The organism is Pseudarcicella hirudinis, assembly GCF_900115665.1.
GTDB lineage: Bacteria > Bacteroidota > Bacteroidia > Cytophagales > Spirosomataceae > Pseudarcicella > Pseudarcicella hirudinis.
Map to the genome: position 1 here is coordinate 403,718 of NZ_FOXH01000001.1, position 22,768 is coordinate 426,485.

A 22,768-nucleotide genomic window follows, 5' to 3' on the forward strand; every position below is an offset into this window, starting at 1 on the left:
TTTAGACTAAGCCTGAAGATTTCTTCGTTAAATCTCCAAACCACCAGAAACGAATGAAGAAATCTTTTTTGCTATTATTTTTTGTCAACATCTTTGCCCGAAGCTACGCACAACAGCATTTATATGAACTGAATGCTGTTTCATTTTTTAAGTTACAGGAAGTAAACAGCCCGATAATTCCTTCAAATCCTGATTACGAATTGCTGGATGCTGCCATATTTCAGGCCACTAATGAACAGCGTCTTAAGTTTGGATTAAACCCTTTCATTTTTTCGGCTTCTCTTTATCAGGCTTCTTCCGGACATTCTGAGGATATGATCCGACAGGATTTTTACGGACATGATAATCCTTACACCCTTAGCAAAAAGCATTTCTATGACCGGGTTTTTCTCCAGAAAGGAGAGTTTGCTGAAATGGCAGAAAATATTGCACAGCAAGACTTCCTCAATATCTCCGGCAGATTTTGTTATACTCCTGCAACAGCCGGCAGAGACTTTGTTTTCTATAATTGTGATACCGGGCGTATTATTCCTGTTTTGACCTATCTGGAGCTGGCAAGAACAGTTGTAGCGGGTTGGATGGATTCAAAGCCACATCGGAAAAATATTCTCAATCCCAAACTTCAATATATCGGTTGTTCAGGCAGACTTTGCCGGAATCCTTTAAAATCAGCCCTGAGTCATTTCGGCAGGTTTACTCAGGATTTTGGAGGAAGGCTTTGAAAAATCAATCCTCCTGCCTGAAAAAACATTTATAACAAAGGCATTCTAATTATTTGATTCTCAGGATTCGGAAAAATGTTTTTTATTTGCAAAGGCCGGATTAATTCATTTTTAGCCGAATTATGTTAATTTTAAGCCTTTGTTAGTAAAAATCAGAAAAATAATTTCAGATTTTTCTGTATAAACTTCCTTAAGGAGACTTCGATTGGAATCGTACTGAGAATTGCTCAGTTATATATATATTTAAGAAAGAGATAAATTAATTACATGAAATTAACTTTTTGGGGAGCGTCCAGGCAAGTTACCGGGAGCATGTATCTGCTCGAACTGGGATCTGCCGAGACCTTTGATGATTACAAAATTCTCATTGATTGCGGTACTGATATGGAAAGAGAAATTGATTACGGTCAACCTCTTACTTCTCAGTCTTTTTTTCCGTTTGAAGCTTCACAGATTAATCTTGTTTTGTTAACACATGCACATATTGACCATACGGGAAATATACCTATGTTATACAGAGAAGGTTATGAAGGGCAGGTATTATGTACTTCGGCAACGGCTGAGCTTACAGATTTACTGCTTCATGATGCGGCCATTCTGAATTTGAAAAAGATAAAAAAAGCAGAAGGAGAAAGCAGAAAGAAAGCTAAGAAAATGGACAGATTGCTTAAAAAAGGCGATTTGTACCTTGAAAAAGACGTAAATGATGCACTGCATAACTTTGTAACAATTCAGTTTCGAAGAAAATTTAAGATCAGAGACGGACTTGAAGTAACTTTTATTCCGGCGGGTCATTTACTCGGTGCGGCGCATATTATTCTTACCGTTACAGATAATGGTGAAAGAAAGACTATTTGTTTCTCAGGAGATATCGGAAGAAGGAATTACCCGCTGCATATCGATCCTGAACAGATTCCGGAAGTAGATTATATGCTTTGCGAGACCACATACGGAGCGAGAGAACATGAAGACAGAATGTCTCCCGAAGATGCTTTGGCAGATGTAATTACCCGAACCTGCATCAATATGCCCGGAAGGTTAATTATTCCTGCCTTTTCTGTGGGCCGTACACAGGCTTTGTTATATACCCTTAACCGACTTTATTCGGAACGCGGAATAAAACCTATTAAGGTATTTAGCGATAGCCCGCTTGCATATGCTTCTACGAAAGTTTATCAGAAAAATCTCAGATTACTCAATAAAGATGCCCAGGAGTTTTATGAAGAGAATGATACCCTTTTTGATTTCGAAAATCTCCAGTATATTCAGTCTGAGAAGTCGAGTAAAGCCATCTCAAATTACGGCGAACCATGCATTATAATTTCCTCATCAGGAATGATTGCAGGAGGGAGAGTTGAGCAGCACGTAGCAGCAAATATCAATAATTCGTATTGTACTATTCTGTTAGTAGGTTATGCCTCTGAAGGTACCCTGGGCTGGCGTTTGATGAATGGTCAGAAAACCATCAAAATTAAAGACCAGGAAGTTAAAGTGATGGCGAATGTTGAGAAAATAGACGTTTTCAGCGGACATGGAGATAAAAACGATCTTCTGAAGTTCGTGAAATATCAGTCTCCCGCTAAACTTAAAAAAATATTTTTGATTCACGGTGAGCCTGAAAGTATGGAAGTCTTTAAAGAAACATTGAATAATGAAGGTTATAATGATGTCATAATTCCGGAAAAGGGAGAGAGTTTTGAACTTTAAGAAAGGAACCGGGTAGAATAAACCATAAAAAGAGGTTTTATAAATCAGTAAATTCAGATTATTGAGACGAAGGTTTTCTGAGATTTAAACCTAAATAATATTATTTTGATAATTTATTGAATGAATCTTGGTAATTATACCTCTGCCTAACTGAAAAATACAATAATTACATCCTAGAGTTTCTCTTTTTATCTAACTTTGGGAACGAAACACAATTCAGAGTAATAATCGGCCGAATTGGCAATCCTTTGGAACCGTAGCCGATAATTGAAAATTCAAAAATGAAAACCCTTCTGGAATTTGAAAAACCCATTGCCGACCTGGAAGCCAAGTTGGTAGAAATGAAAAAGCTGGCAGTAGAAAATAATGTGGATGTAAGTGCAGCAGCCGCCTCATTGGAAAACAGCATTGAAGATCTTAAAAGAGAAACCTTCTCGAACCTTACCCGCTGGCAAAGAGTTCTTCTTTCCCGTCATCCGGATCGCCCTTATACTTTCGATTATATCGAAAATATCTGCGATGAATTCATCGAAATTTTTGGCGACAGAACTGTTGGTGATGATAAAGCGATGGTCGGAGGATTTGGAAAAATCGATAATCAGACTTTCATGATCATTGGTCAGCAGAAAGGAAGAAATACAAAACAGCGTCAAAAACGTAATTTCGGTATGCCAAATCCTGAAGGCTATAGAAAAGCCTTGAGATTGATGAAAATGGCTGAGAAATTCGGAAAACCTATTATCACTTTCATTGATACACCAGGTGCATTCCCGGGTCTGGAGGCAGAAGAAAGAGGGCAGGGGGAAGCCATTGCACGAAATATCCGTGACATGTTTATGCTCAAAGTTCCGGTTATCTGTGTAATTATCGGAGAAGGAGCTTCCGGAGGAGCTTTAGGAATCGCAATCGGTGACAGAGTATTGATGCTTGAAAATACATGGTATTCAGTAATTTCTCCGGAAAACTGCTCAACTATTCTTTGGAGAACCTGGAATTTTAAAGAGCAGGCTGCAGAAGCATTGAAACTTACTGCCAAAGATATGTTTGAAAACGGGCTGGTAGATGGTATCATTCCTGAACCTTTGGGAGGAGCTCATCTTGATTATGCACTGGCTACTCAAACGGTTAAAAAAGTTCTTCTTGAAACCCTGGAAGAACTCAATAATATACCTTCCCGCGAAAGAATTTTACAGAGAATTGAGAAATTTGGTAAAATGGGAGTCGTTATCTAATCAGAATTCTTAAAATACCGGATGGCAAAATCTGCCGTCCGGTATTTTTAATTTCTTTAAATCTATGATTAAAAATATCATTTTTGACCTCGGAAACGTAATTATAGATATTCTTCCGCAAAAGACATATGAAGCTTTTGCGACACTTTCCAATAAATATTCCTGGCAGGAAATTGAACAGCTGATCAAAGAAAAGAAGCTTTGGATTGGCTATGAAACAGGTCATTTCACCGATGCTGAATTCAGAGATTTAATTCGTAAAGAATTGTCCATTTCTGCCTCAGATGAAGCAATAGACCTGGCCTTTAATGCCTTGCTTCTGGAAATTGATCCGAAACGGATAGAACTTATAGAAAACCTTGGCCGGAAATACCGACTTTTTATTCTTAGTAATACCAGTAACATTCATTTTGTAGATGTTGAGAAAATCCTGGAAAGATGTACCGGAAGGAAGCACTTCAGTGATTTTATTGAGATTGTTTTCCTTTCCTATGAAATGGGTAAAGTAAAACCGGATCCGGAAATCTACAGGCAGGTTTTGCAGGATGCAGGAATTATCGCAGAAGAAACGTTGTTTGTAGATGATCTTCAGGCAAATGTTGAATCCGCAGCAAAACTTGGTATTAACATCATACACATACAGCCGCCTGTGGGTATTTTAGAGAGACTGAAGGAGTACTAAATCAGTTTCTGATTAACATTTAAACCATATAGATAGTAGCGTGTAACAGAGGAAAATCGTTCAGCTTTACGCTAAAACGAATTTGATATGAATCGGAAGACAGTTTTAATACAGATTATACTATTTATCGTTACACTGATTACAACCACATTTGCCGGGGCAGAATGGATGACGGGAAGGTACTTTTTCTATCCCTTTATCGGAGATCAGCTGCCTGAAGCGGCGAAACTGCATTTAGACGAAATCTGGCAGGGTTTGCAATATTCTCTTCCTTTTATCGGTATTCTTACCGCCCATGAATTTGGTCATTTTTTTACGGCCAGGCATTACAAAATCAGGGCAACCTTGCCTTATTATATTCCGGTTTGGTTTAGCAGCTTAGGTTTTAGTATCGGAACAATGGGGGCTGTAATTCGTATCTTAGACAGAACCAAATCCAGGCTTCAGTATTTTGACATCGGCATAGCAGGTCCTTTGGCAGGTTTTGTAGTAGCTTTTGGGGTTTTATGGTATGGGTTTACACATTTACCTCCGGCTCATTATATATTCAGTATTCATCCAGAATATATGAAGTATGGTCTGGATTATGCTAAACATGTTTATGATGCTAAAAACATGTCCGGAAGTCTGGTTTTAGGAGATAACCTGCTGTTCTGGTTTTTTAAAAAGTATGTGGCAGATCCTGCTTTATTACCTAATATTTTTGAAATAACCCATTATCCCTTCCTTATGGCCGGGTATCTGGCTTTATTCTTTACAGCATTGAACCTGATTCCGATTGGTCAATTAGATGGGGGACATATTCTTTACGGACTGATCGGTAAAAAGTGGTTTAACAGAATTTCTCCGGTTTTGTTTATCATTTTTACTACATATTCAGGCTACGGTTTATTTACAATTCAGGGTTTTTCAAATGCAGAAAGTGATATGGATTCGTTCATGTGGCTTGTCATTTATATCTTTTTTCTTCAAATATGCTTTTCCCGTATTAATCCTGAAAACAGGATGACTTCATGGGTATTAGCGCTTGCTGTTACCGTTTTTCAAATTGTATTAAGCTATTTTTTGCCGGCCGGAACACAGGGATTCTCAGGTTTTCTGCTCTTTGTTTTTCTTTTGGGAAGAATACTGGGGGTTTACCATCCGGAAGTTGAAATTGATGAACCGTTAGACTGGAAACGAAAATTACTCGGTTGGATTTCCCTGCTTATTTTTATTCTTTGTTTTTCTCCGCAGCCTTTTATGCAAATGCCTTAAAATCGAATATATTTTCTTGAAATATTTCAAAACAATATACATTTTATTATGTTTGTAAAGGCGATATCGCTTTAATAAATATATAGAGATCCATGTTTAATTGGCTTTTTAGTGCCCTTTTCAGACTTTTTGGCTGGAGAATAGACGGTAAGTTCGACTATTCTTTAAAGAAGGGAATGCTTATTGTTTGTCCGCATGCTTCCTGGGTGGATTTTCCGGTAGGAGTAGGCGCCAGAGCCTCTTTAGGAGTAAAGATGGGCTATTGGGGAAAAGCAGAGCTTTTTAAGCCGCCATTCGGTTGGTTTTTCAGAGCATTGGGAGGATTCCCGGTCGATCGGTCTAAAAGTAATAATCTTGTTGACGGAATCGCAAAAATATTCAATACTCAGGAAGAATTGTTTATGGTAATTACTCCGGAAGGTTCGAGGAAGGATGTTGAAAAACTTAAAACAGGATTTTACTATGTGGCATTGCAGGTGAGCATCCCCGTTATCATGGTAGGATTTGATTATCCGGGGAAAAAAGTAGTTTTGGCAGCCCCTTTGTATTTAACAGGAGATTTTGACAAAGATATGGGGGCTATTGCCCGGTTCTACAGTACAATAGGAGGTGTGCAGAAAAGCTGGATAAAGAATTATCTTGAGACAGCGAAGTCGAAATAAATAATGTTAACTTTTCCAGGAATCTGTAAGTGTCATTGCTTCAGGTAATTAACCATAAGTTCTCCCGCTTTTTCCGAAGCACCTTTCGTACCAAGAAGTGTCCTGACCTGCTCATATCCATCTAGCTGAGCTGTTCTTGCTTCAGGGTTTTTCAATAATTTTCCAAGCTCGGACCTGATATTTTCATTGTTAAGCTCTCCCTGAACCAGTTCTGTAACGACGGTTCTTCCGGCAATCAGATTTACAAGGGATAAATAAGCTACTTTGATAACCTTTTTCCCGATACGGTAGAATAATGGGTCGGTTTTATAACAAACAACCTGAGGGGTATTCAGAATGGCTGTCTCCAGGGTAGCTGTTCCTGAAGTTACCAAAGCTGCTTCTGCTACTGAAAGTAAATCATACGCAGAATCTTCCACAATTTTTACCGGAAAAATGCTCTGCCATCGGGCATAAAGCTCTTTGGGAAGATTAGATACACTACCTATAACGAATTGATATTCTGGAAATTCGTAACTTGCTGATAGCATTAGAGGCAAAATCTTTGAAACCTCCTGTTTCCGGCTTCCGGGTAGCAATGCAACGATAGGCTTATTACCCAGTCTGGCACTTTTTCTAAAATCCGGATCAGGTCTGAAATCTGAGATGGCATCAAACAAGGGATTTCCGACATAATCTACCTCATAATCAAACTTTTTGAAAAACTCCTTCTCAAATGGGAAAATCACAAACATCCGGTCTACAAATTTCTTGATTTTCAGGGCTCTTGACTGATTCCAGGCCCAAACTTTCGGAGAAATGTAATAGAATGTCCTGATGCCTTTGCCTTTGGCAAATTCAGCAATTCTCATGTTAAAACCGGCATAATCAATCAGAATAACTACATCAGGCTGAAAAGCAAGAATATCTTTCTTACAGAAACGGATTAAGCCCAGAATAACGGGTAAATTAAGAATTACCTTAACAACGCCCATAAAAGCCAGGTCTCTGTAATGTTTTGCAAGATCAGCTCCTGACTCTTCCATCATATCACCTCCCCAGGCTCTGATTTGAGCAGAAGGGTCATTTTTCAGGATTCCTTTAATGAGATTAGAGCCGTGTAAGTCGCCCGAACGTTCCCCTGCAATGATGTAGTATTTCATTCCTGTTATGAAGTTTTAATAAAATCAGAGGATTAAACAAGCTGAAATCGCCTTTGATTTCAGCTTGTTTAATATGTTATTCTCCGAAATACTCAACGAAATTCTTTTGAGTTTCGAACAACTGGATACTATGAAGACGAGCAGTTGAAGAGGCTGCCTCGATTTTAGGAGCAAGGATATTCCAGATTTCCATGACAAAAATTTCACAGCTGGCCATTTTTCCCTGCATGAAATCAACATCCAGGTTAAGATTTTTGTGATCTACTTTTTCAATTACCTCTGTTTTGATAATGTCTCCCAATACTTTCAGGTCAATTACGAAGCCTGTATCGTAATCAGGTTTCCCTTTTACCGTAACAATTAATTCAAAATTATGACCATGCCAGTTAATATTGGCACATGGGCCAAAAACTTCACGGTTCTTTTCTTCAGTCCAGTTTGGATTGTAAAGCCGGTGTGCGGCATTGAAATGTTCTTTCCTACTTACGTAAACCATTGCCTTGTTTTCAGTGTTAGATGTGAAGGCTTGAAACTGGGAAAACAATAGCAGTTTTAAGCCAAAAAATTTAACTTTGCTGCAAAGTTACGAGGTTTTCAATTCACAAAAAAGTTGAATTTTATTTCATTTGCTTTCATTGCTCTAAAACAGAAATTCTGCCTCATTTGTACGTTTTAAAATGATTTTTGTCAGAATAATGAATTAAATATTTATTGTATGAACAATCATTCTATGTATAACAATACTGGCACAACTTGGAAAATTTATATTTTTTCATTGAACAGTGTATAGGAAAATAGTCGGGCATTAGGTAATTTTGCTCACTACTTTTAAGAAAAGCATTGTTAAGCCATTGTTAAAAGAGTTTAAAGTTCAAAATTTATCAATCGTTACCTTTGTTTATTTATAATTGCAAAAAGTAACAGAGAATAGTCCATCGACCACTCACAAGAATACACACACACATTTATGATTATTGTCACAGGTGCCGCAGGATTCATCGGGAGTTGCCTTATTCAAAGACTGAATCAGGACAACTTCAACTATATTATTGCTGTAGATGATTTCTCGGACGAACAAAAAAATAAAAATCTAGAAGGTAAGAAAATTCAGGAACGTGTTGATCGTGAACATTTTTTTGAATGGTTGGATGCTAATTATCAGGAGGTAGAATTTTGCTTTCACATCGGTGCCAGAACGGATACGACTGAATTCAATGTTGAAATTTTCAATAAGCTGAATCTTAATTATTCGAAAAAAATCTGGAAAAAATGTCATGATTATCAGATTCCTTTAGTTTATGCTTCTTCTGCTGCTACATATGGTTTGGGAGAATTAGGGTATGATGATAATGAATCTTTAATTCCTCAGTTGAAACCATTGAATCCTTACGGAGATTCTAAGAACGATTTCGATATCTGGGCGCTTCAACAGGAAGAAAAACCTTTCTTCTGGGCTGGTCTTAAATTCTTCAATGTTTATGGCCCGAATGAATTCCATAAAGGCAGAATGGCATCAGTAATCTGGCATACTTTTAACCAGATTAAGAAAAGTGGTGAAATGAGATTATTCCGTTCTCATAATCCTGATTATAAGGATGGAGAACAAATGAGAGACTTTATTTATGTAAAGGATCTGATCGAGGTTTGTTTGTTCCTGATGCATCACAGACGTGATTCCGGAATTTATAACCTTGGCTCAGGTAAAGCCAGAACTTTCCTTGACCTGGTTAAAAATACTTTCAGTGCTTTGGATCTGGAACCAAATATCTCATTTATCGATACCCCTGAAGATATCCGCGACAAGTATCAGTATTTTACAGAGGCAAATATGTCGAAACTGAAATCAATCGGATATGAAAAACCATTTCATACTTTAGAGGAAGGTGTTGAGGATTACGTGAAGAACTATTTATCTAAAGATACTTATTTGTAGAAACTATACTGTTTGATTATAGATGAAAGTAGAAGAACTTAAATTCTTCTACTTTTTTATTTTGAGGGCAGCAATAATTCTTTCAGAAACCCCAGTCCATAACCGACCAATTGAACATATACAGCTACCAGACTAAGAAATCCTATGTAAATGTTCTTATGCTTAAGACTTGAGTCAAGGAGTATTAACAGGTTGTAGATCAATAAGATAGACATTCCTGCATAGAAGAAAGGTTTAAATGTGAGGTAGAAAACAGGAATTAAGAGGCATCCGATTGTAAAGACCGCCGGAAACGCATGAATGAGTTTTAGAATATCAGGATTATATTTTTTAAGAAGAATTCTGGTTCTTCCAAAAGAGAAAACCTGTTTAAAAAATGCCCTGAAATCTCCCCGACGTTTATGATAAACGAAAGCTTCCTCAATCAAGCCGACTTTCAGTCCTAAGGACTGCATTCTCAAACTGAATTCTACATCTTCCCCCATGTCCCTTTTGGCGAATCCTCCGGTCTTTTCAAAAGTCTGCCTTGAAATACCCATATTAAAGCTTCTGGGTTGAAAATTACCAACACCTTTTTTCTTACCACGGATTCCGCCTGTCGTAAAAATAGAAGTCATGGAATAACTGATTGCTTTTTGAAGAGGAGAGAAGTCGGGGCTTGCAGCATCCGGACCACCAAAGGCATCTAAAGGGGTGTGAGTCAGATATTTATCGACTGTTTCAAAATATTTCGGAGGGATTACCGCATCAGAGTCAAAAACAATAAAATAATCTCCGGAAGCTCTCTCGAAACCATAATTTCTTGAAAATCCCTGTCCTGTATTTTCCTTGTAGAAATATTTCAGATCAAGCCTGGTCGCAAATTCAGCTGCAATTTTATCAGCTTTATTGATTGAGCCATCTTCAATAATAAGGACTTCAAAGTTTTGAAAAGTCTGGGAAGTCAGGCTTTCAAGCAATTCCTGAATTTCCTCAGGGCGGTTGTAAACGGGTATAACGACAGAAAACTTCTTCATAAATCAAAAAAAGAAAGATTGGCCTTCCATCAGTTTTATCTGATATGGGCCAATCCTGCCTGTGTAATTAGATAATTTCTTTTAATGATTCATAATTAGCTTCTACGATTGTATTGATATGCTCATCTGTCAGAGCAGTTGAAATAAACATAGCTTCGTATTGAGAAGGGGCAAGATAAATGCCTCTTTTTAACATCGCCTGAAAATACTGACCAAATCTCTGAGTATCAGAAGTTTTTGCATCATCAAAATTGTTTACAGGTTTTTCAGTAAAGAAAAGTGTAAACATAGAGCCAACCTGATTTAGTGTATAATTAAGTCCTAATTTTTGCATATTTGAACGAATACCGGCGGTAAGTGTATTTCCGGCTTCTTCAAGACGTGTATAGACTTCAGGATGCTCATTCAGATAAGTCAGCATTGCTTTTCCGGCTGCTGTAGCGATAGGATTACCGGAAAGTGTACCAGCCTGATAAATAGGTCCGGCAGGAGCTACCCGATCCATAATTTCCTTTTTACCGCCATAAGCACCAACCGGCATACCACCTCCGATGATTTTACCCATAGTCGTCAAGTCAGGAATAATCCCCGTTCTTTCCTGATAACCACCTTTGGAAAGCCTGAATCCGGTCATTACTTCATCAAAAATCAGTACAATACCTTCCTTATCACAAAGCTGCCGAAGCCCTTGCAGGAAGCCATCTTTTGGAATAACAAGTCCCATGTTGCCGACTACCGGTTCAAGAATAATACAGGCGATATTGCCCTTATTGGCCTCAATGAGTGTCTGAACAGCCTCAAGATCATTGAATGGAGCTGTAAGGGTATCATTTGCCACTCCTTTGGTAACGCCCGGACTATCCGGTACACCAAGCGTAATAGCACCAGAACCTGCGGCGATCAGAAATGAATCTCCATGACCATGATAACAACCTTCAAACTTAATAATTTTATCTTTTCCTGTGTATCCTCTGGCTACTCTGATTGCTGCCATAGTAGCTTCAGTTCCTGAATTCACAAGACGAACTTTTTCTACAGAAGGCACCATTGACACAATCAATTCAGCAATTTCAACCTCTCTTCTGGTAGGCGCTCCATAGGAGAAACCATTTTGAATGGCATCAGATACCGCTTTTTCAATAAGTTCATGAGCATGCCCGATAATCATCGGACCCCACGAATTGATTAATTCAATATATTTATTGCCATCTTCATCAAATAAATAGGCTCCTTTAGCTGATTTGATGAAAAGCGGATTACCTCCAACTGCTTTAAACGCTCTTACCGGTGAGTTAACACCACCCGGAATGAGTGTTTGGGCTTTTTGAAAAAGTTGTTCACTGATTTGTGTATTCATGAATTGTAATGATGCTGTTTTTGATGTTACTGTGATGAATATTGCGTACTATCTGGCCGGAACAAATTTGTAATTCTGGAATGTTGTTATCGGAACATTCTGATTATCGTTTGTTTTCTGATAGTCAAAGCCATAGAGTGTAAAGTTGTCAACATATGGCTGGGAGTCAAGTCCTTTTCTGAATTTTGCTCCGTACTGACCGAAAATTCTGCCCCAGAATAAGATTGAGTCATAACCAATATGGGCATAAAATGACGGTATTACACCGTAACGTGCCATATAAGTTTTTCTGAAGCTGTCAACCTCTGGTTTTTCTGTATCAATGAACTCAGGATCAATGCAATAAATCTCACGATTGTTCATCATTCCTGCACTTAGATTAGTTTTGTTAAAAGCTTCAATCGTTGAAAAAAGTGAAACATTTATGCCGTTTTTATCCATTGCAGACAGCATCGCATTTCCTGCTCTTTTTTCTTCACTGGCTAAAAAGATATGACCGATTGCTTTATCAGCTATGTTTTGAAGGGCTGCTGATATGGATTCCAATGTAGCCGGAACTTTTTTGAAATCTACAATGGTAAAGCCTGATTTTTCGATTTGCTGACGATATGTCGTCGCTGTTATGGAATCATTTGGTGAACTTGTATAGTAAATGGCAACAGATCTTCCTGAAAAAGCATGCGAACCCGCAAATTGAGCCGCCTTAATTCCCTGGGTTACATTAGAGGGCTGGGAAAGAAAAGCATAAGGCACTTTATAAATCAACTGAGCATTGTTTGTCAGAGGGTTGATAATTGGTACTTTGTTTTCCTCACTATAAATTGTGGCGATTTTATTGGTTTCAGTGTGCAAGGGACCGAATAACACATCCATTTGCTGGAAGGGCGCATTATTAATCAGATTCAGCATTTCGTCCGAATCATTTGCCATATCATAGACGAACAGATTAACGGTAACTCCTTCCGAACCTAGTTTTTGTTTTGCGAGTTTCATACCCTGGTACATATCCAGCGCATATTGATTATTTCTGTGGCCTTTGTCGGGGTCGAGATTTTTAATATCAATCGGCAACAAAGCACCAATATTGAAATAGCCTTTGGTCCATTTAGATGGATTATCTACTTCCGGAATGGAAGATAATGATTTGATTCTTTTGGATATTTTTTCATCTGAAAACTTGTTATTCAGCTCAGATAAGACATTCATGTCTGAGATCTGGTTGATATAACCCGATTTCAATTCATCAAGATCATTCAAAACGTCTTCATCCTTAATTTCTTTAGCATAACTGAAAGCGTCGGCATAGTTTTTATCTTCAAAAGAGATATATACCAGAAGATATTTCACTTCATCTGTCTTTTCCCAATTAGGAAAGCGATAAAGCAGGCTCTTTAGTGCATGACCTGCCTCGGTATTTTTATTTAACTTTAATAAAGACAAACCTTTAAAGTAGATGGAGAAAGGCACAAGAGCATTATCATATCTGGTATTGCCCAACAGGTTGAATTCACCTCTGGCTCTTTCAAAATCACCATTGTCAAAAAAGCCTTTAGCCTTATTGTATTTACTTTCATATTCCGCAAAACCGGTCTGTGCCAGCATCTGGAATGTATTGATGAAGAAGAGGAGAAAAAAACAGAAAACAGGTTTTTTCATTTTGTGGTATTTTAACAGCTTGTCTGCAAAGATACGCAGATTAAGCATTCTGACTGAATGAAAAGTTTCTAAAATTACGCTTTTTAGTGAAAGGTTGAATGGATTTCCGGTTTCAGGGGAAACTGTTGGCAGAATTTACTTCCTGTAAACGAAAAAGCGAAACGGAGGTAACACCGTTTCGCTTTCATTTTGAAAATATTGCTTTTCAATTATTTTTTCTTTTTACCTTCTGAAGCTTTCTGGGCTTCCTCAGCTGCTTTTAACTGCTTTTGCAAATAATCAGAAAATCTTGATTTTTTGCCACCGCCAGCTGCGATTTTCTTACGATTTTCTTCCAGAACCAATTTGATTTTGTCTTCATCAACAAATTTACGGATAGCCAATTGCTGACCGATCGTAACTAAGTTTGAAACAAAATAATAAAAGCTAAGACCAGCCGGGAAAGAGTTCATAACAAACATAAAAATTACCGGAGTAACGTAAGCCATCGTTTTCATATTGATAGGCTGACCTGGTTGATCCGGAGTCATCTGGTTGTTATAATATCCGTAAGCCAGTTGAGAAACCGTCATTAATAAACAGAACAAACTCACATGGTTTCCATAGAAAGGAATAGAAAAAGGCAGAGAAAGAATAGAATCGTAAGTCGATAAGTCATTTGCCCAAAGGAATGATTCCTGTCGTAAATTTATCAGGTTCGGGAATAACATAAAGACAGCCATGAGAATAGGCATGGTAGCCAGCACAGGAACGCAGCCACTCAGCGGACTGACGCCAACCTCATTGTACAATTTCATCTGCTCCTGTTGCATTTTGGCAGCATCATCACCTACTTTTTCTTTGATAGCAGCTAATTCAGGCTGAAGAATACGCATTTTAGCCATTGAAACATATGATTTATAAGTCAATGGGAAAAGAGCCATCTTGATGATGAAAACCAATGCGATAATCAATAAACCGTAATTAGAGAAGATTCCCTCTAAAAAGCTGAAAAGGGGCACAAATACATACCTTGTAATTGGCAGGAAGATATCGTAACTCAATTTAACGTTCTTACCGAAAGAAGGAGCAACGTTTTTGATTTTTGAGTAATCGTTAGGTCCGAAGAAAAGAATAAAATTTCCTTTTCCTGACTCAAGATCTGCCAGTGATAATTCCATACCGGCTCTTAAGGTCTTGATATTTAAAGAATCATTGACATTTGGAATGGAGAAAACCTGCGCTTTTTGAATTGGTGCATTCTTGGTAATAAATCCTGAAAGGAAGTATTTTTTCTTGAAAGTAATCCATTTTACGGCCTTATCCACAGAAGCATCTGCAGGGGAGGTCGGGTTTTCAGATAACTGATCAAATTCTTCTCCGTCGTTAATCAGATAATTAACAGTAGCCTTACGGTTTTCTGTAATGTCTTTTTCAGTCAGGCGAACATTTTCTAACCAGTTGAATTTTGCATTTTCATTTTTAAGTATGCCATTCAAACCTGAAAGTTTTACATCATAATTCAGTTCAAATCCATTTCCGGCTAAAGTATAAACCTGTTCGATGGTTTGATTTGGCCCGATCTGAGCAACAAAACTTACAGAAGTAGTTTTACCATCAGCCACAACTCCCCCTGTGGAATTGGTAGTGAAGAAAAGTCGGGCAATGTCAACATTTCCCTGAGTGGTTGGCAGTTCGAAAGAAAGTTTATCAAAAGCTTCGTCAAAAATCACCAGAGGTGAGTTTTTGCCATTATTGTAATCAGCATACGTTTTGTAGTTTTTCAGAAGAACCTGTTTTACTTTACCGCCCTGAGTATTTAAGGTGACCTTAATGTCTTTGTTTTCCAGCACAATGTCTTTGGCAACACCGGTTGCCGCATTGGAGAATGCTCCGGCCGCAGCTTTAAGCGCAACGGTATCAGAAGAAGGTGCAGGAACACCCGGAGCTGGTTTAACCTGAGAAGTTTGGGCTTTTTCTGTTTGTTTGGGAGCCTCTTTCGGGGCAAAAAAGAACTGATACCCCAGCAGCATGGCCAGAATCAACACAATACCTGTAACGGAATTTCTATCCATTTTAATTGAATTATGAATTATGTAGTAATTGGTGAATAGTTGCCGATGATGAAAACTGATATTTTATATTAAGATTATCAGAGAGTTAAGTCTGATTTGAAATATATATTCTGATCAATGACTACTATTTATAAATTAAAACCGCCATCGGAAAAACCTTTGGCGGTGCAAAATTACAAACTTCTTATGAAGGGATTGTTATTTTTTTGATAAATGGTTACTTAGCCCCCTTCATTAATGGAATTGAATGTTGTAAAGCGGCCTTCACAAAATGAACAAATAGCGGAGCCGGATTAATAACAGTTGATTTATATTCAGGGTGGAACTGAACTCCCACAAAGAATGGATGATCTTTCAGTTCAACTACTTCAACCAATCCTGAATCCGGATTAATCCCCGTTGGCATCAATCCATGCTTTTTGATATCATCAAGGTATTTGTTGTTGAATTCATAGCGATGACGGTGACGTTCCTGAATATTCAGTTTACCGTAGATATGATGAGCCATTGATCCTTTTTCAAGTTTACAGGTATAAGCTCCCAAACGCATGGTTCCACCTTTTTCAGTAACATTTTTCTGCTCTTCCATCAAGGCGATTACCGGATCAGGAGTATCAGCATTCATTTCAGAAGAATGTGCTTCACTTAAACCTAAAACGTTTCTTGAAAATTCAATTACGGCGCATTGCATACCAAGACAAATTCCCAGGAATGGAATTTTGTTCTCTCTGGCATAGCGCACAGCATTTATTTTTCCTTCGATTCCTCTTTCTCCAAAACCCGGTGCAACCAAAATACCGTCAAGATCCTGAAGTTTTTTTTCGAAATCATCTTCTGCCAGTGTTTCAGAAGAAATCCAGTGAAGATTTACTTTTGTTTCATTAAGCGCTCCGGCATGAATAAAGGCTTCTGCGATTGATTTGTATGAATCTTTTAATTCAACGTATTTACCAATCAGACCAATGTTCAGCTGCTCGGTAGGATTTTTCAATTTTCCGAGGAAACTTTTCCATTGCTCCAGATCAGCATCTTTATCATTGTAAATATCCAGTTTATAAAGAACCCGCTGATCTAATTTTTCCTTTTTCATCAATAAAGGAACATCATAAATCGTCTCAGCGTCCATTGCTTCAATAACATCATTCTGGGAAACGTTACAGAACAAAGCAATTTTACGGCGCATTTCAATCGGAAGAGGATGTTCTGTACGGCATACCAGAATATCCGGTTGAATTCCTGATTCTGAAAGTTGTCTTACAGAGTGTTGTGTAGGCTTGGTTTTCAACTCCCCTGCAGAAGTAAGATAAGGCACTAAAGTCAGGTGAATGAAAAGTGTATTATGATCACCAAGATCCCATTTCAGCTGACGGGCAGCCTCAATGAAAGGTAAAGACTCAATGTCACCTACGCAGCCACCAATCTCAGTAATTACGATATCAAATTTACCGGTTTCTCCTAAAAGAAGAATATTACGTTTGATTTCGTCAGTAATATGAGGTACTACCTGAACTGTTTTACCTAAGAAATCACCTTTACGCTCTTTTGTAATAACGTTGTAATAAACTCTACCTGTAGTGATGTTGTTAGCTTGTGAAGTCGGCGTTCCTAAGAAACGCTCATAATGCCCTAAGTCAAGATCTGTTTCGGCACCATCATTTGTTACATAACATTCACCGTGTTCATAAGGATTTAATGTTCCCGGGTCAATATTAATATAAGGATCAAATTTTTGAATTGTTACCGATAAGCCTCTGGCTTGAAGGAGTTTTGCTAAAGAAGAGGCAATTATGCCTTTCCCTAAAGAAGAAGTTACACCGCCCGTAACAAAGATATATTTTGCGGTCTTGGGTTGCCCTTTACCAGACATTGTTGGATTGCATTAGTTTGGTTACGGGATACAAAGTTAGTACTTTTAGTTAAAAATTTAATGCTGTCACCGATAGTTTTTTCATTTACTGTGATTATCAAACCCTTAGCGGTTAAAAAAGATTTAACATAAAAAGGTTGTTTTTGAGTAAAATAATTTCAGAACAATTCAATCTTAGTATTATCGCAATTTTGATTCAAAATAGTCATATGACTCAATCAACGCTGATTTCTCAAACCAGAACACCCAGGTTTAAGATATATTCATCCTCCGCCGGATCCGGAAAAACTTATACGCTAGCCAAAGAATACCTGAAATTAGCGTTAAAAACTTCTTCGCAATGGTACTTTACTCATATTCTTGCCGTGACTTTTACAAATAAGGCTGCAGAAGAAATGAAGGAACGTATCCTGAAATATCTCAGACAATTCTCCGCGGAAGATCCTAAAGATCTGGAGGATTCATCGGGTATTTTCCGGCAGATTCTTGAAGAATTGCAATCGGAGGGTATTGTAATTGATGAAAAGGAGCTGCGGGCAAGAGCTTCCAGAACATTTAAACATATTATTCATGAATATGCGAATTTCTCTGTATCAACAATTGACTCTTTTGTACAGCGTATTGTTTCGGCCTTCACGGAAGAATTAGGTTTTCCGTTCAATTTTGAGGTCAGTCTTGACTCTGAGGTGCTTATGGAAGCAGCTGTTCAGAAGATGATGGAAAAGGCTAATTCGGAGACCTTTGAGCATATTACCGAAGCAATTAAAAGTTATGCTCTTGAAAAAGCCAACGAAGGTAAATCATGGAACAACTTACCGCAGGAACTGGCAGGGTTTGGGAAAAATCTTTTGTCGGACCAGAACCAGGAAGCTATCGAAAAACTTACCGAATTAACTGCAGAAGATTTCCTGGTCATAGAGAGACAGCTGAAGCAGTTTTGCAGTTATGCGGAAGAGAAAATACAGTTGACTGCGAAATTATTTATTGAGACTTTTGAAAGTGAGGATTTGCTGGTTGAGGACTTTCCTTATGGTCAGAGCGGAGTAGCAGGGCATTTTCTTAAAATTGCAAACGGGGATTTTTTTAAAGAAGCCGGGACAAGGGTGACAAAAGCCCTGGAAACCGGGGAGTGGTATTCCAAGACCAAACCTGCTCCGGTTAAAGCCAAAATAGACGGTATTTCTGAAATGCTCGGCATTTACGGACAAATGATTCTTGACCTTCAGAATGAGCATAAACCCAAATATTTTTTGTATAAGGAGTTACTGAAAAACATCAAGAAGTTATCTCTTTTGAGCCAGTTGAAAGCTGAAATAAGAAGTATTCAGGATGAAACTGGGGCCATTCATATTTCTGAATTTAACCGGAAAATTCTTGAAATTGTACTGAATGAACCTGTTCCCTTTATCTACGAACGGCTTGGCGATAAGTATAATCATATTTTAATTGATGAATTTCAGGATACTTCCATTTTACAATGGCATAACTTTTTGCCACTTATTGAAAATTCTCTGGCCGGAGGGCATTTTAATCTTGCTGTAGGCGATGCAAAACAATCGATCTATCGTTTTCGCGGGGGAGAAATGGAATTGATTGTAAAACTACATCAGAAGCAAATTGACTCATTACTGGCTGATTTTCAGGAGAATGACTTTTTGGCTGAAAGGTACATTAACATTCTTCCTTATCTGACTCCGGAGAATCTGAATACTAATTACCGGAGTACTAAAGAGGTAATTGAGTTTAACAATGCACTTTTCAGGAAAATAAAGGAAGATGAGGCGAATGTTAATCTGGCACCTTCATTACCAAGTGTTTATGATGATCATTTTGAACAAAAAGTACCGGAAAAACCTAAATCCGGAGGACATGTTCAGATTGATTTTCTGACGAAAATGCCTGAAATTTCAGATGATGAACAGATGTTTAACCGGATAGTGGAACTGATTAATGAAGCACTGTCCGCCGGTTACAGCTATAAAGACATCGCCATTCTGTCCCGGAAAAATAAGGATTCCAGAAATATTGCCAATTTATTGAAAGAAATGGGAATCAATGTCATTTCTTCAGATTCATTAAGCCTGAGCACTTCCGAAGCCGTAAGTCTGGTGGTTGCACTCATGAAAATTATTCAGAACCCGGATAACCGCCTGGCAAAATATGAGGCGGTTTATTTGTTCTACCGGGTTGTGTTACATAAAATTCCTTCGACAAAAGATAATGAAGAAATTAAGCAAGCCGTTGAAAATGAAGATGTTTTGCCTTTTTATGATTATCTGAATCATAAAGGGTATGGATTTGATTCATTTGTTTTACAACAGCTCTCGCTTTATCAGATTGCAGAACGTTTGATTGGGGTATTCGGCTTATTCAATCACCCGAAAGAACTGGATTTTTTATTCAGATTTCTGGATGTAGTATTAGAATTTCAGACAGGAAAAAGTACGCATCTTACTGATTTTCTTACGTTTTGGGAACAAAAGAAGGTATCTCTTTCTATTTCAACCCCCAAAGGACAGGATGCTGTTACTGTCACGAGTATCCATAAGTCGAAAGGCCTGGAATTTCCGGTGGTTATTGTACCAAATTGTAACTGGACTACGGATACCGAGCTAAGTACAGCTATCTGGGCAGAATTGCCGCGTGACGGTTATCCTGAACTGGAAATTGCAGAATCTGAAAAAGAAAAATTTCTTGCAACAGCTTCAGTGTCAGTAAATTCAAAGCTTGAACAAACTTGTTTGCATGAGCAATATCATACTGAAAAAGAAAAGACTTTTCTGGAAAGTCTCAACATGTTGTATGTAGCTTTAACACGTCCGACTCAGCGCTTATACCTGATTGTCAGGAAATCAGTAAGTAACAACAGCTTTGAGAAAACCGTCGGGAATCTTTTGTATAAATTTATTGATTCGCCTGTTATTGAGGAAGGGGTTTGTTATACTGAAATCATCAATCAGGGTTTGGATAAAAATCAACAAAAGAATGAAGAAGGAATGGTGGAAAGTATTGAAATAAAGCACATTACAAGTTCCGGAAAAAGTAATGAAGTAAAGTTGAGGCATTCTGCGGAAAGGTTGTTTGATTTAAAAACGCTTGAAAAAAGTAAGGATTACGGGAATAAGGTTCATGCGGCCTTTGCAAAAATCCGGACAATTGCTGAAGTGGATTTTGCTTTGGGGGAAATACTGAGAGAAGGTTTGATAATTGACAGCGAAATCGTCAGTTTAAAAGAAAATATTCTCAGAATTATCGGCCTGGAAGGGATTAAACCTTTGTTTGATGTTGATGCTACTCAGGTAAGAAATGAAAGAGAAATATTAATGCCTGAGGGACAAATGCTTAGACCGGACAGAGTGGTACGATTTGGTAGAAAAATAGTAATTCTGGACTATAAGACCGGTTCTAAATCTGAAAAGCATAAGGTACAGGTAGAACAGTATATGAATATTTATAAAGAAATGGGCTATGATGAAGTCGAAGGAATCTTAGTATATTTGGAAAATCTCGAAGTGGTTCAGGTTACTGTCAATAACTAGTTTTTGGTTCAAAATGGCTTTCGTCATGTTGCCGCCATTTGTAGTAATATTTGAATCCGATAGTATTTGTCTGAAATACGGAAAACAAAACATTATTATATTTCAACCTATTAAAGTATGATCAAACAATTTGCAGTTTGTCAGTTATTGGTGTTAAGTTTCGGTGTAAAGGCTCAATCGATCGATGTAACAACATTCGGTGCAAAACCTGACAGTTTTGCTGATGCCACAGAGAGTGTGCAGAAAGCCATTGATTCAGGTAAAAATAAGGCAGAGTCTGTAATTGAATTTCCAAAAGGGCGGTATGATTTTTGGCCCGATAAAGCAGTTGCCACAACGTATTATATCAGCAATAGCTCTTCGGCAGAAGAAATGCCTGTCAAAAGACAAAGTGTGGGTTTAATGTTTAAAGGTTTAAAAAACATTACCCTTGATGGAAATGGCTCAACCTTTGTGTTTCATGGCAAAATGATTGCCTGGGCACTGGATAGCAGTGAAAATATTACCATTAAAAACCTGAAGGTTAACTACGAACGCCCCGGGATGTCTGAGATGACCATCAAAGAGATTACCTCCGAATCAGTAACAGCGAGCATACATCCGGATTCGAAATTTAAAATTATAGAAGGCCGATTGGAATGGTATGGCGAAAGATGGGTGACTAAAAACCATCATGCAGTGTTGCTTAGAGTGAATAAAGATATGCTTGTATACAGTTCATGGAGCCCGTTTTTAAAAAGTAAAGCAGAATTGATAGCTCCTTTAACTGTCAGATTTAATGGTGATTTCTCAAAATTTCAGGCAGAACCCGGCGATGTTCTGACCATTAGAGATACTTATCGTGATTATGTAGGGTCATTTCAAAACCGCTCTAAAAATATCAGGCTTCTTAATGTACATATGAACTCAATGCACGGTTTGGGCATTGTTTCGCAGTTTTGTGAAAACCTGAACTATGATAGTGTATTTGTAGAACCTGAAAAAGGCAGCGGGAGGGTGATTGCTTCATCAGCAGATGGAATGCACTTTTCCGGTTGCAGGGGGCAGATTACCATTAATAACTGCCGTTTTAATGGCATGCATGATGACCCGGTAAATGTGCACGGAACTCATTTGAAAATTATCGAAATTGTTTCTCCGACCAGTTTAAAACTGCGTTTTATGCATCCGCAAAGCTATGGCTTTTTGCCTTTTGTTCCCGGTGATACTGTAGCTTATGTACATTCGGCCTCCTTGCAAATATTTGGTCAGGAGATTGTCAGATCAGCTAAAATGATTTCAGAGCATGATGTGTTAGTCGAACTTCAGAAGCCTTTAGCTGATAACGTATCGGTTGGGGATGTTCTGGAAAATATTACCTGGACTCCTGCTTTAACGATTAAAAATTCCCGTTTTGAACGAACCAATACGAGAGGTACATTGGTTACTACCCGACGAAAAGTGCTGATTGAAAACAATGTGTATTACAGAACTGGTATGCATGCCATACTGATAGAAAATGATGCCTCAGGCTGGTATGAGTCCGGCGAAGTAACAGATGTCACGATTCGCAATAATCAATTTATCGAGTGTGGCTTTAATTCTGCTCCGGGCAATTATATCATCAATATCAATCCTCAGGATCATGAACCTGCCCGGGGCTATTATGTTCACAAAAATATCACTATCGAAAATAATTTGTTTAAAATATATGATTTTCCCATCTTATTTGCCCGCAGCACAAATGGTTTAAGGTTTTTGGATAATACAATAGAGAAATCGGAGTTTTTACCGGCAGATAAATTACGGGCAGCATTTAGTTTTGCAGCTTGTACCAATGTGAAAATTTCAGGTAATAAATTTTACTCAGGAGCAAAAACCGATATAAAGCTGGATAAAATGGAAAAGAAAGATATTTTTTCAAAAATCACTCCGGTAAATTAGATGATATTCTGACAAGAAA

General features: G+C 38.0%; 16 protein-coding genes. 9 read left to right on the top strand and 7 right to left on the bottom strand.

Annotated features, from left to right (window positions below; genetic code table 11):
- Positions 1–53 precede the first annotated feature (53 nt).
- From BM179_RS01420 to BM179_RS01445, 6 genes are all read left to right on the top strand, one after another.
- Positions 54–722, top strand: a complete 669-nt coding sequence (locus BM179_RS01420; RefSeq protein WP_092011015.1) for a CAP domain-containing protein — start codon at positions 54–56, stop codon at positions 720–722.
- Between the two features lie 267 nt (positions 723–989).
- Complete coding sequence (locus BM179_RS01425; RefSeq protein WP_092011018.1) at positions 990–2,429, top strand: MBL fold metallo-hydrolase RNA specificity domain-containing protein; 1,440 nt, start codon at positions 990–992, stop codon at positions 2,427–2,429.
- A gap of 281 nt (positions 2,430–2,710) precedes the next feature.
- Complete coding sequence (locus tag BM179_RS01430) at positions 2,711–3,661, top strand: acetyl-CoA carboxylase carboxyltransferase subunit alpha (protein WP_092011022.1); 951 nt, start codon at positions 2,711–2,713, stop codon at positions 3,659–3,661.
- Positions 3,662–3,725: 64 nt separating this feature from the next.
- Positions 3,726–4,343: an HAD family hydrolase gene (locus tag BM179_RS01435; protein ID WP_092011025.1), complete on the top strand. Its 618-nt coding sequence runs from the start codon at positions 3,726–3,728 to the stop codon at positions 4,341–4,343.
- Positions 4,344–4,430: 87 nt separating this feature from the next.
- Positions 4,431–5,600, top strand: a complete 1,170-nt coding sequence (locus BM179_RS01440; protein ID WP_092011028.1) for a site-2 protease family protein — start codon at positions 4,431–4,433, stop codon at positions 5,598–5,600.
- 92 nt (positions 5,601–5,692) lie between these two features.
- On the top strand, positions 5,693–6,262 hold the full coding sequence (locus BM179_RS01445; RefSeq protein ID WP_092011030.1) for a 1-acyl-sn-glycerol-3-phosphate acyltransferase: 570 nt from the start codon (positions 5,693–5,695) through the stop codon (positions 6,260–6,262).
- Between the two features lie 32 nt (positions 6,263–6,294).
- Here BM179_RS01445 and lpxB read toward each other — a convergent pair whose 3' ends face one another.
- Together lpxB and BM179_RS01455 are read right to left on the bottom strand one after the other, a co-directional pair.
- Positions 6,295–7,404, bottom strand: a complete 1,110-nt coding sequence (gene lpxB / locus BM179_RS01450; RefSeq protein WP_092011033.1) for a lipid-A-disaccharide synthase — start codon at positions 7,402–7,404, stop codon at positions 6,295–6,297.
- Between the two features lie 76 nt (positions 7,405–7,480).
- The gene (locus BM179_RS01455; RefSeq protein WP_092011036.1) at positions 7,481–7,900 is read right to left on the bottom strand and encodes a 6-pyruvoyl trahydropterin synthase family protein; all 420 of its coding nucleotides are present in this window, start codon (positions 7,898–7,900) and stop codon (positions 7,481–7,483) included.
- Between the two features lie 471 nt (positions 7,901–8,371).
- Between BM179_RS01455 and rfaD the strand changes: the two genes are divergently transcribed.
- The gene (rfaD, locus tag BM179_RS01460; RefSeq protein WP_092011039.1) at positions 8,372–9,337 is read left to right on the top strand and encodes an ADP-glyceromanno-heptose 6-epimerase; all 966 of its coding nucleotides are present in this window, start codon (positions 8,372–8,374) and stop codon (positions 9,335–9,337) included.
- Between the two features lie 56 nt (positions 9,338–9,393).
- On the opposite strand, the gene BM179_RS01465 is transcribed toward rfaD, so the two are convergent.
- From BM179_RS01465 to pyrG, 5 genes are all read right to left on the bottom strand, one after another.
- Positions 9,394–10,353 (bottom strand): glycosyltransferase family 2 protein, encoded by a 960-nt coding sequence (locus tag BM179_RS01465; protein WP_092011042.1) that lies wholly within the window; start codon positions 10,351–10,353, stop codon positions 9,394–9,396.
- 67 nt (positions 10,354–10,420) lie between these two features.
- Complete coding sequence (hemL, locus tag BM179_RS01470) at positions 10,421–11,710, bottom strand: glutamate-1-semialdehyde 2,1-aminomutase (protein WP_092011045.1); 1,290 nt, start codon at positions 11,708–11,710, stop codon at positions 10,421–10,423.
- 48 nt (positions 11,711–11,758) lie between these two features.
- Positions 11,759–13,366 (bottom strand): ABC transporter substrate-binding protein, encoded by a 1,608-nt coding sequence (locus BM179_RS01475; RefSeq protein ID WP_177219271.1) that lies wholly within the window; start codon positions 13,364–13,366, stop codon positions 11,759–11,761.
- Between the two features lie 209 nt (positions 13,367–13,575).
- The gene (gene yidC, locus BM179_RS01480; protein WP_092011050.1) at positions 13,576–15,420 is read right to left on the bottom strand and encodes a membrane protein insertase YidC; all 1,845 of its coding nucleotides are present in this window, start codon (positions 15,418–15,420) and stop codon (positions 13,576–13,578) included.
- Between the two features lie 217 nt (positions 15,421–15,637).
- A complete protein-coding gene (pyrG, locus tag BM179_RS01485) occupies positions 15,638–17,287 on the bottom strand; it encodes a CTP synthase (RefSeq protein WP_092011052.1) in 1,650 nt (549 codons plus the stop codon).
- A 209-nt stretch (positions 17,288–17,496) separates the two neighbouring features.
- On the opposite strand from pyrG, the gene BM179_RS01490 reads away from it, so the two are divergent.
- Both BM179_RS01490 and BM179_RS01495 read left to right on the top strand, forming a co-directional pair.
- Positions 17,497–20,826 (top strand): UvrD-helicase domain-containing protein, encoded by a 3,330-nt coding sequence (locus tag BM179_RS01490; RefSeq protein WP_092011054.1) that lies wholly within the window; start codon positions 17,497–17,499, stop codon positions 20,824–20,826.
- Positions 20,827–20,943: 117 nt separating this feature from the next.
- Entirely contained in the window at positions 20,944–22,749 is a 1,806-nt protein-coding gene (locus BM179_RS01495; RefSeq protein WP_092011056.1) for a right-handed parallel beta-helix repeat-containing protein, read from the top strand.
- The last annotated feature ends 19 nt before the right edge of the window (positions 22,750–22,768 follow it).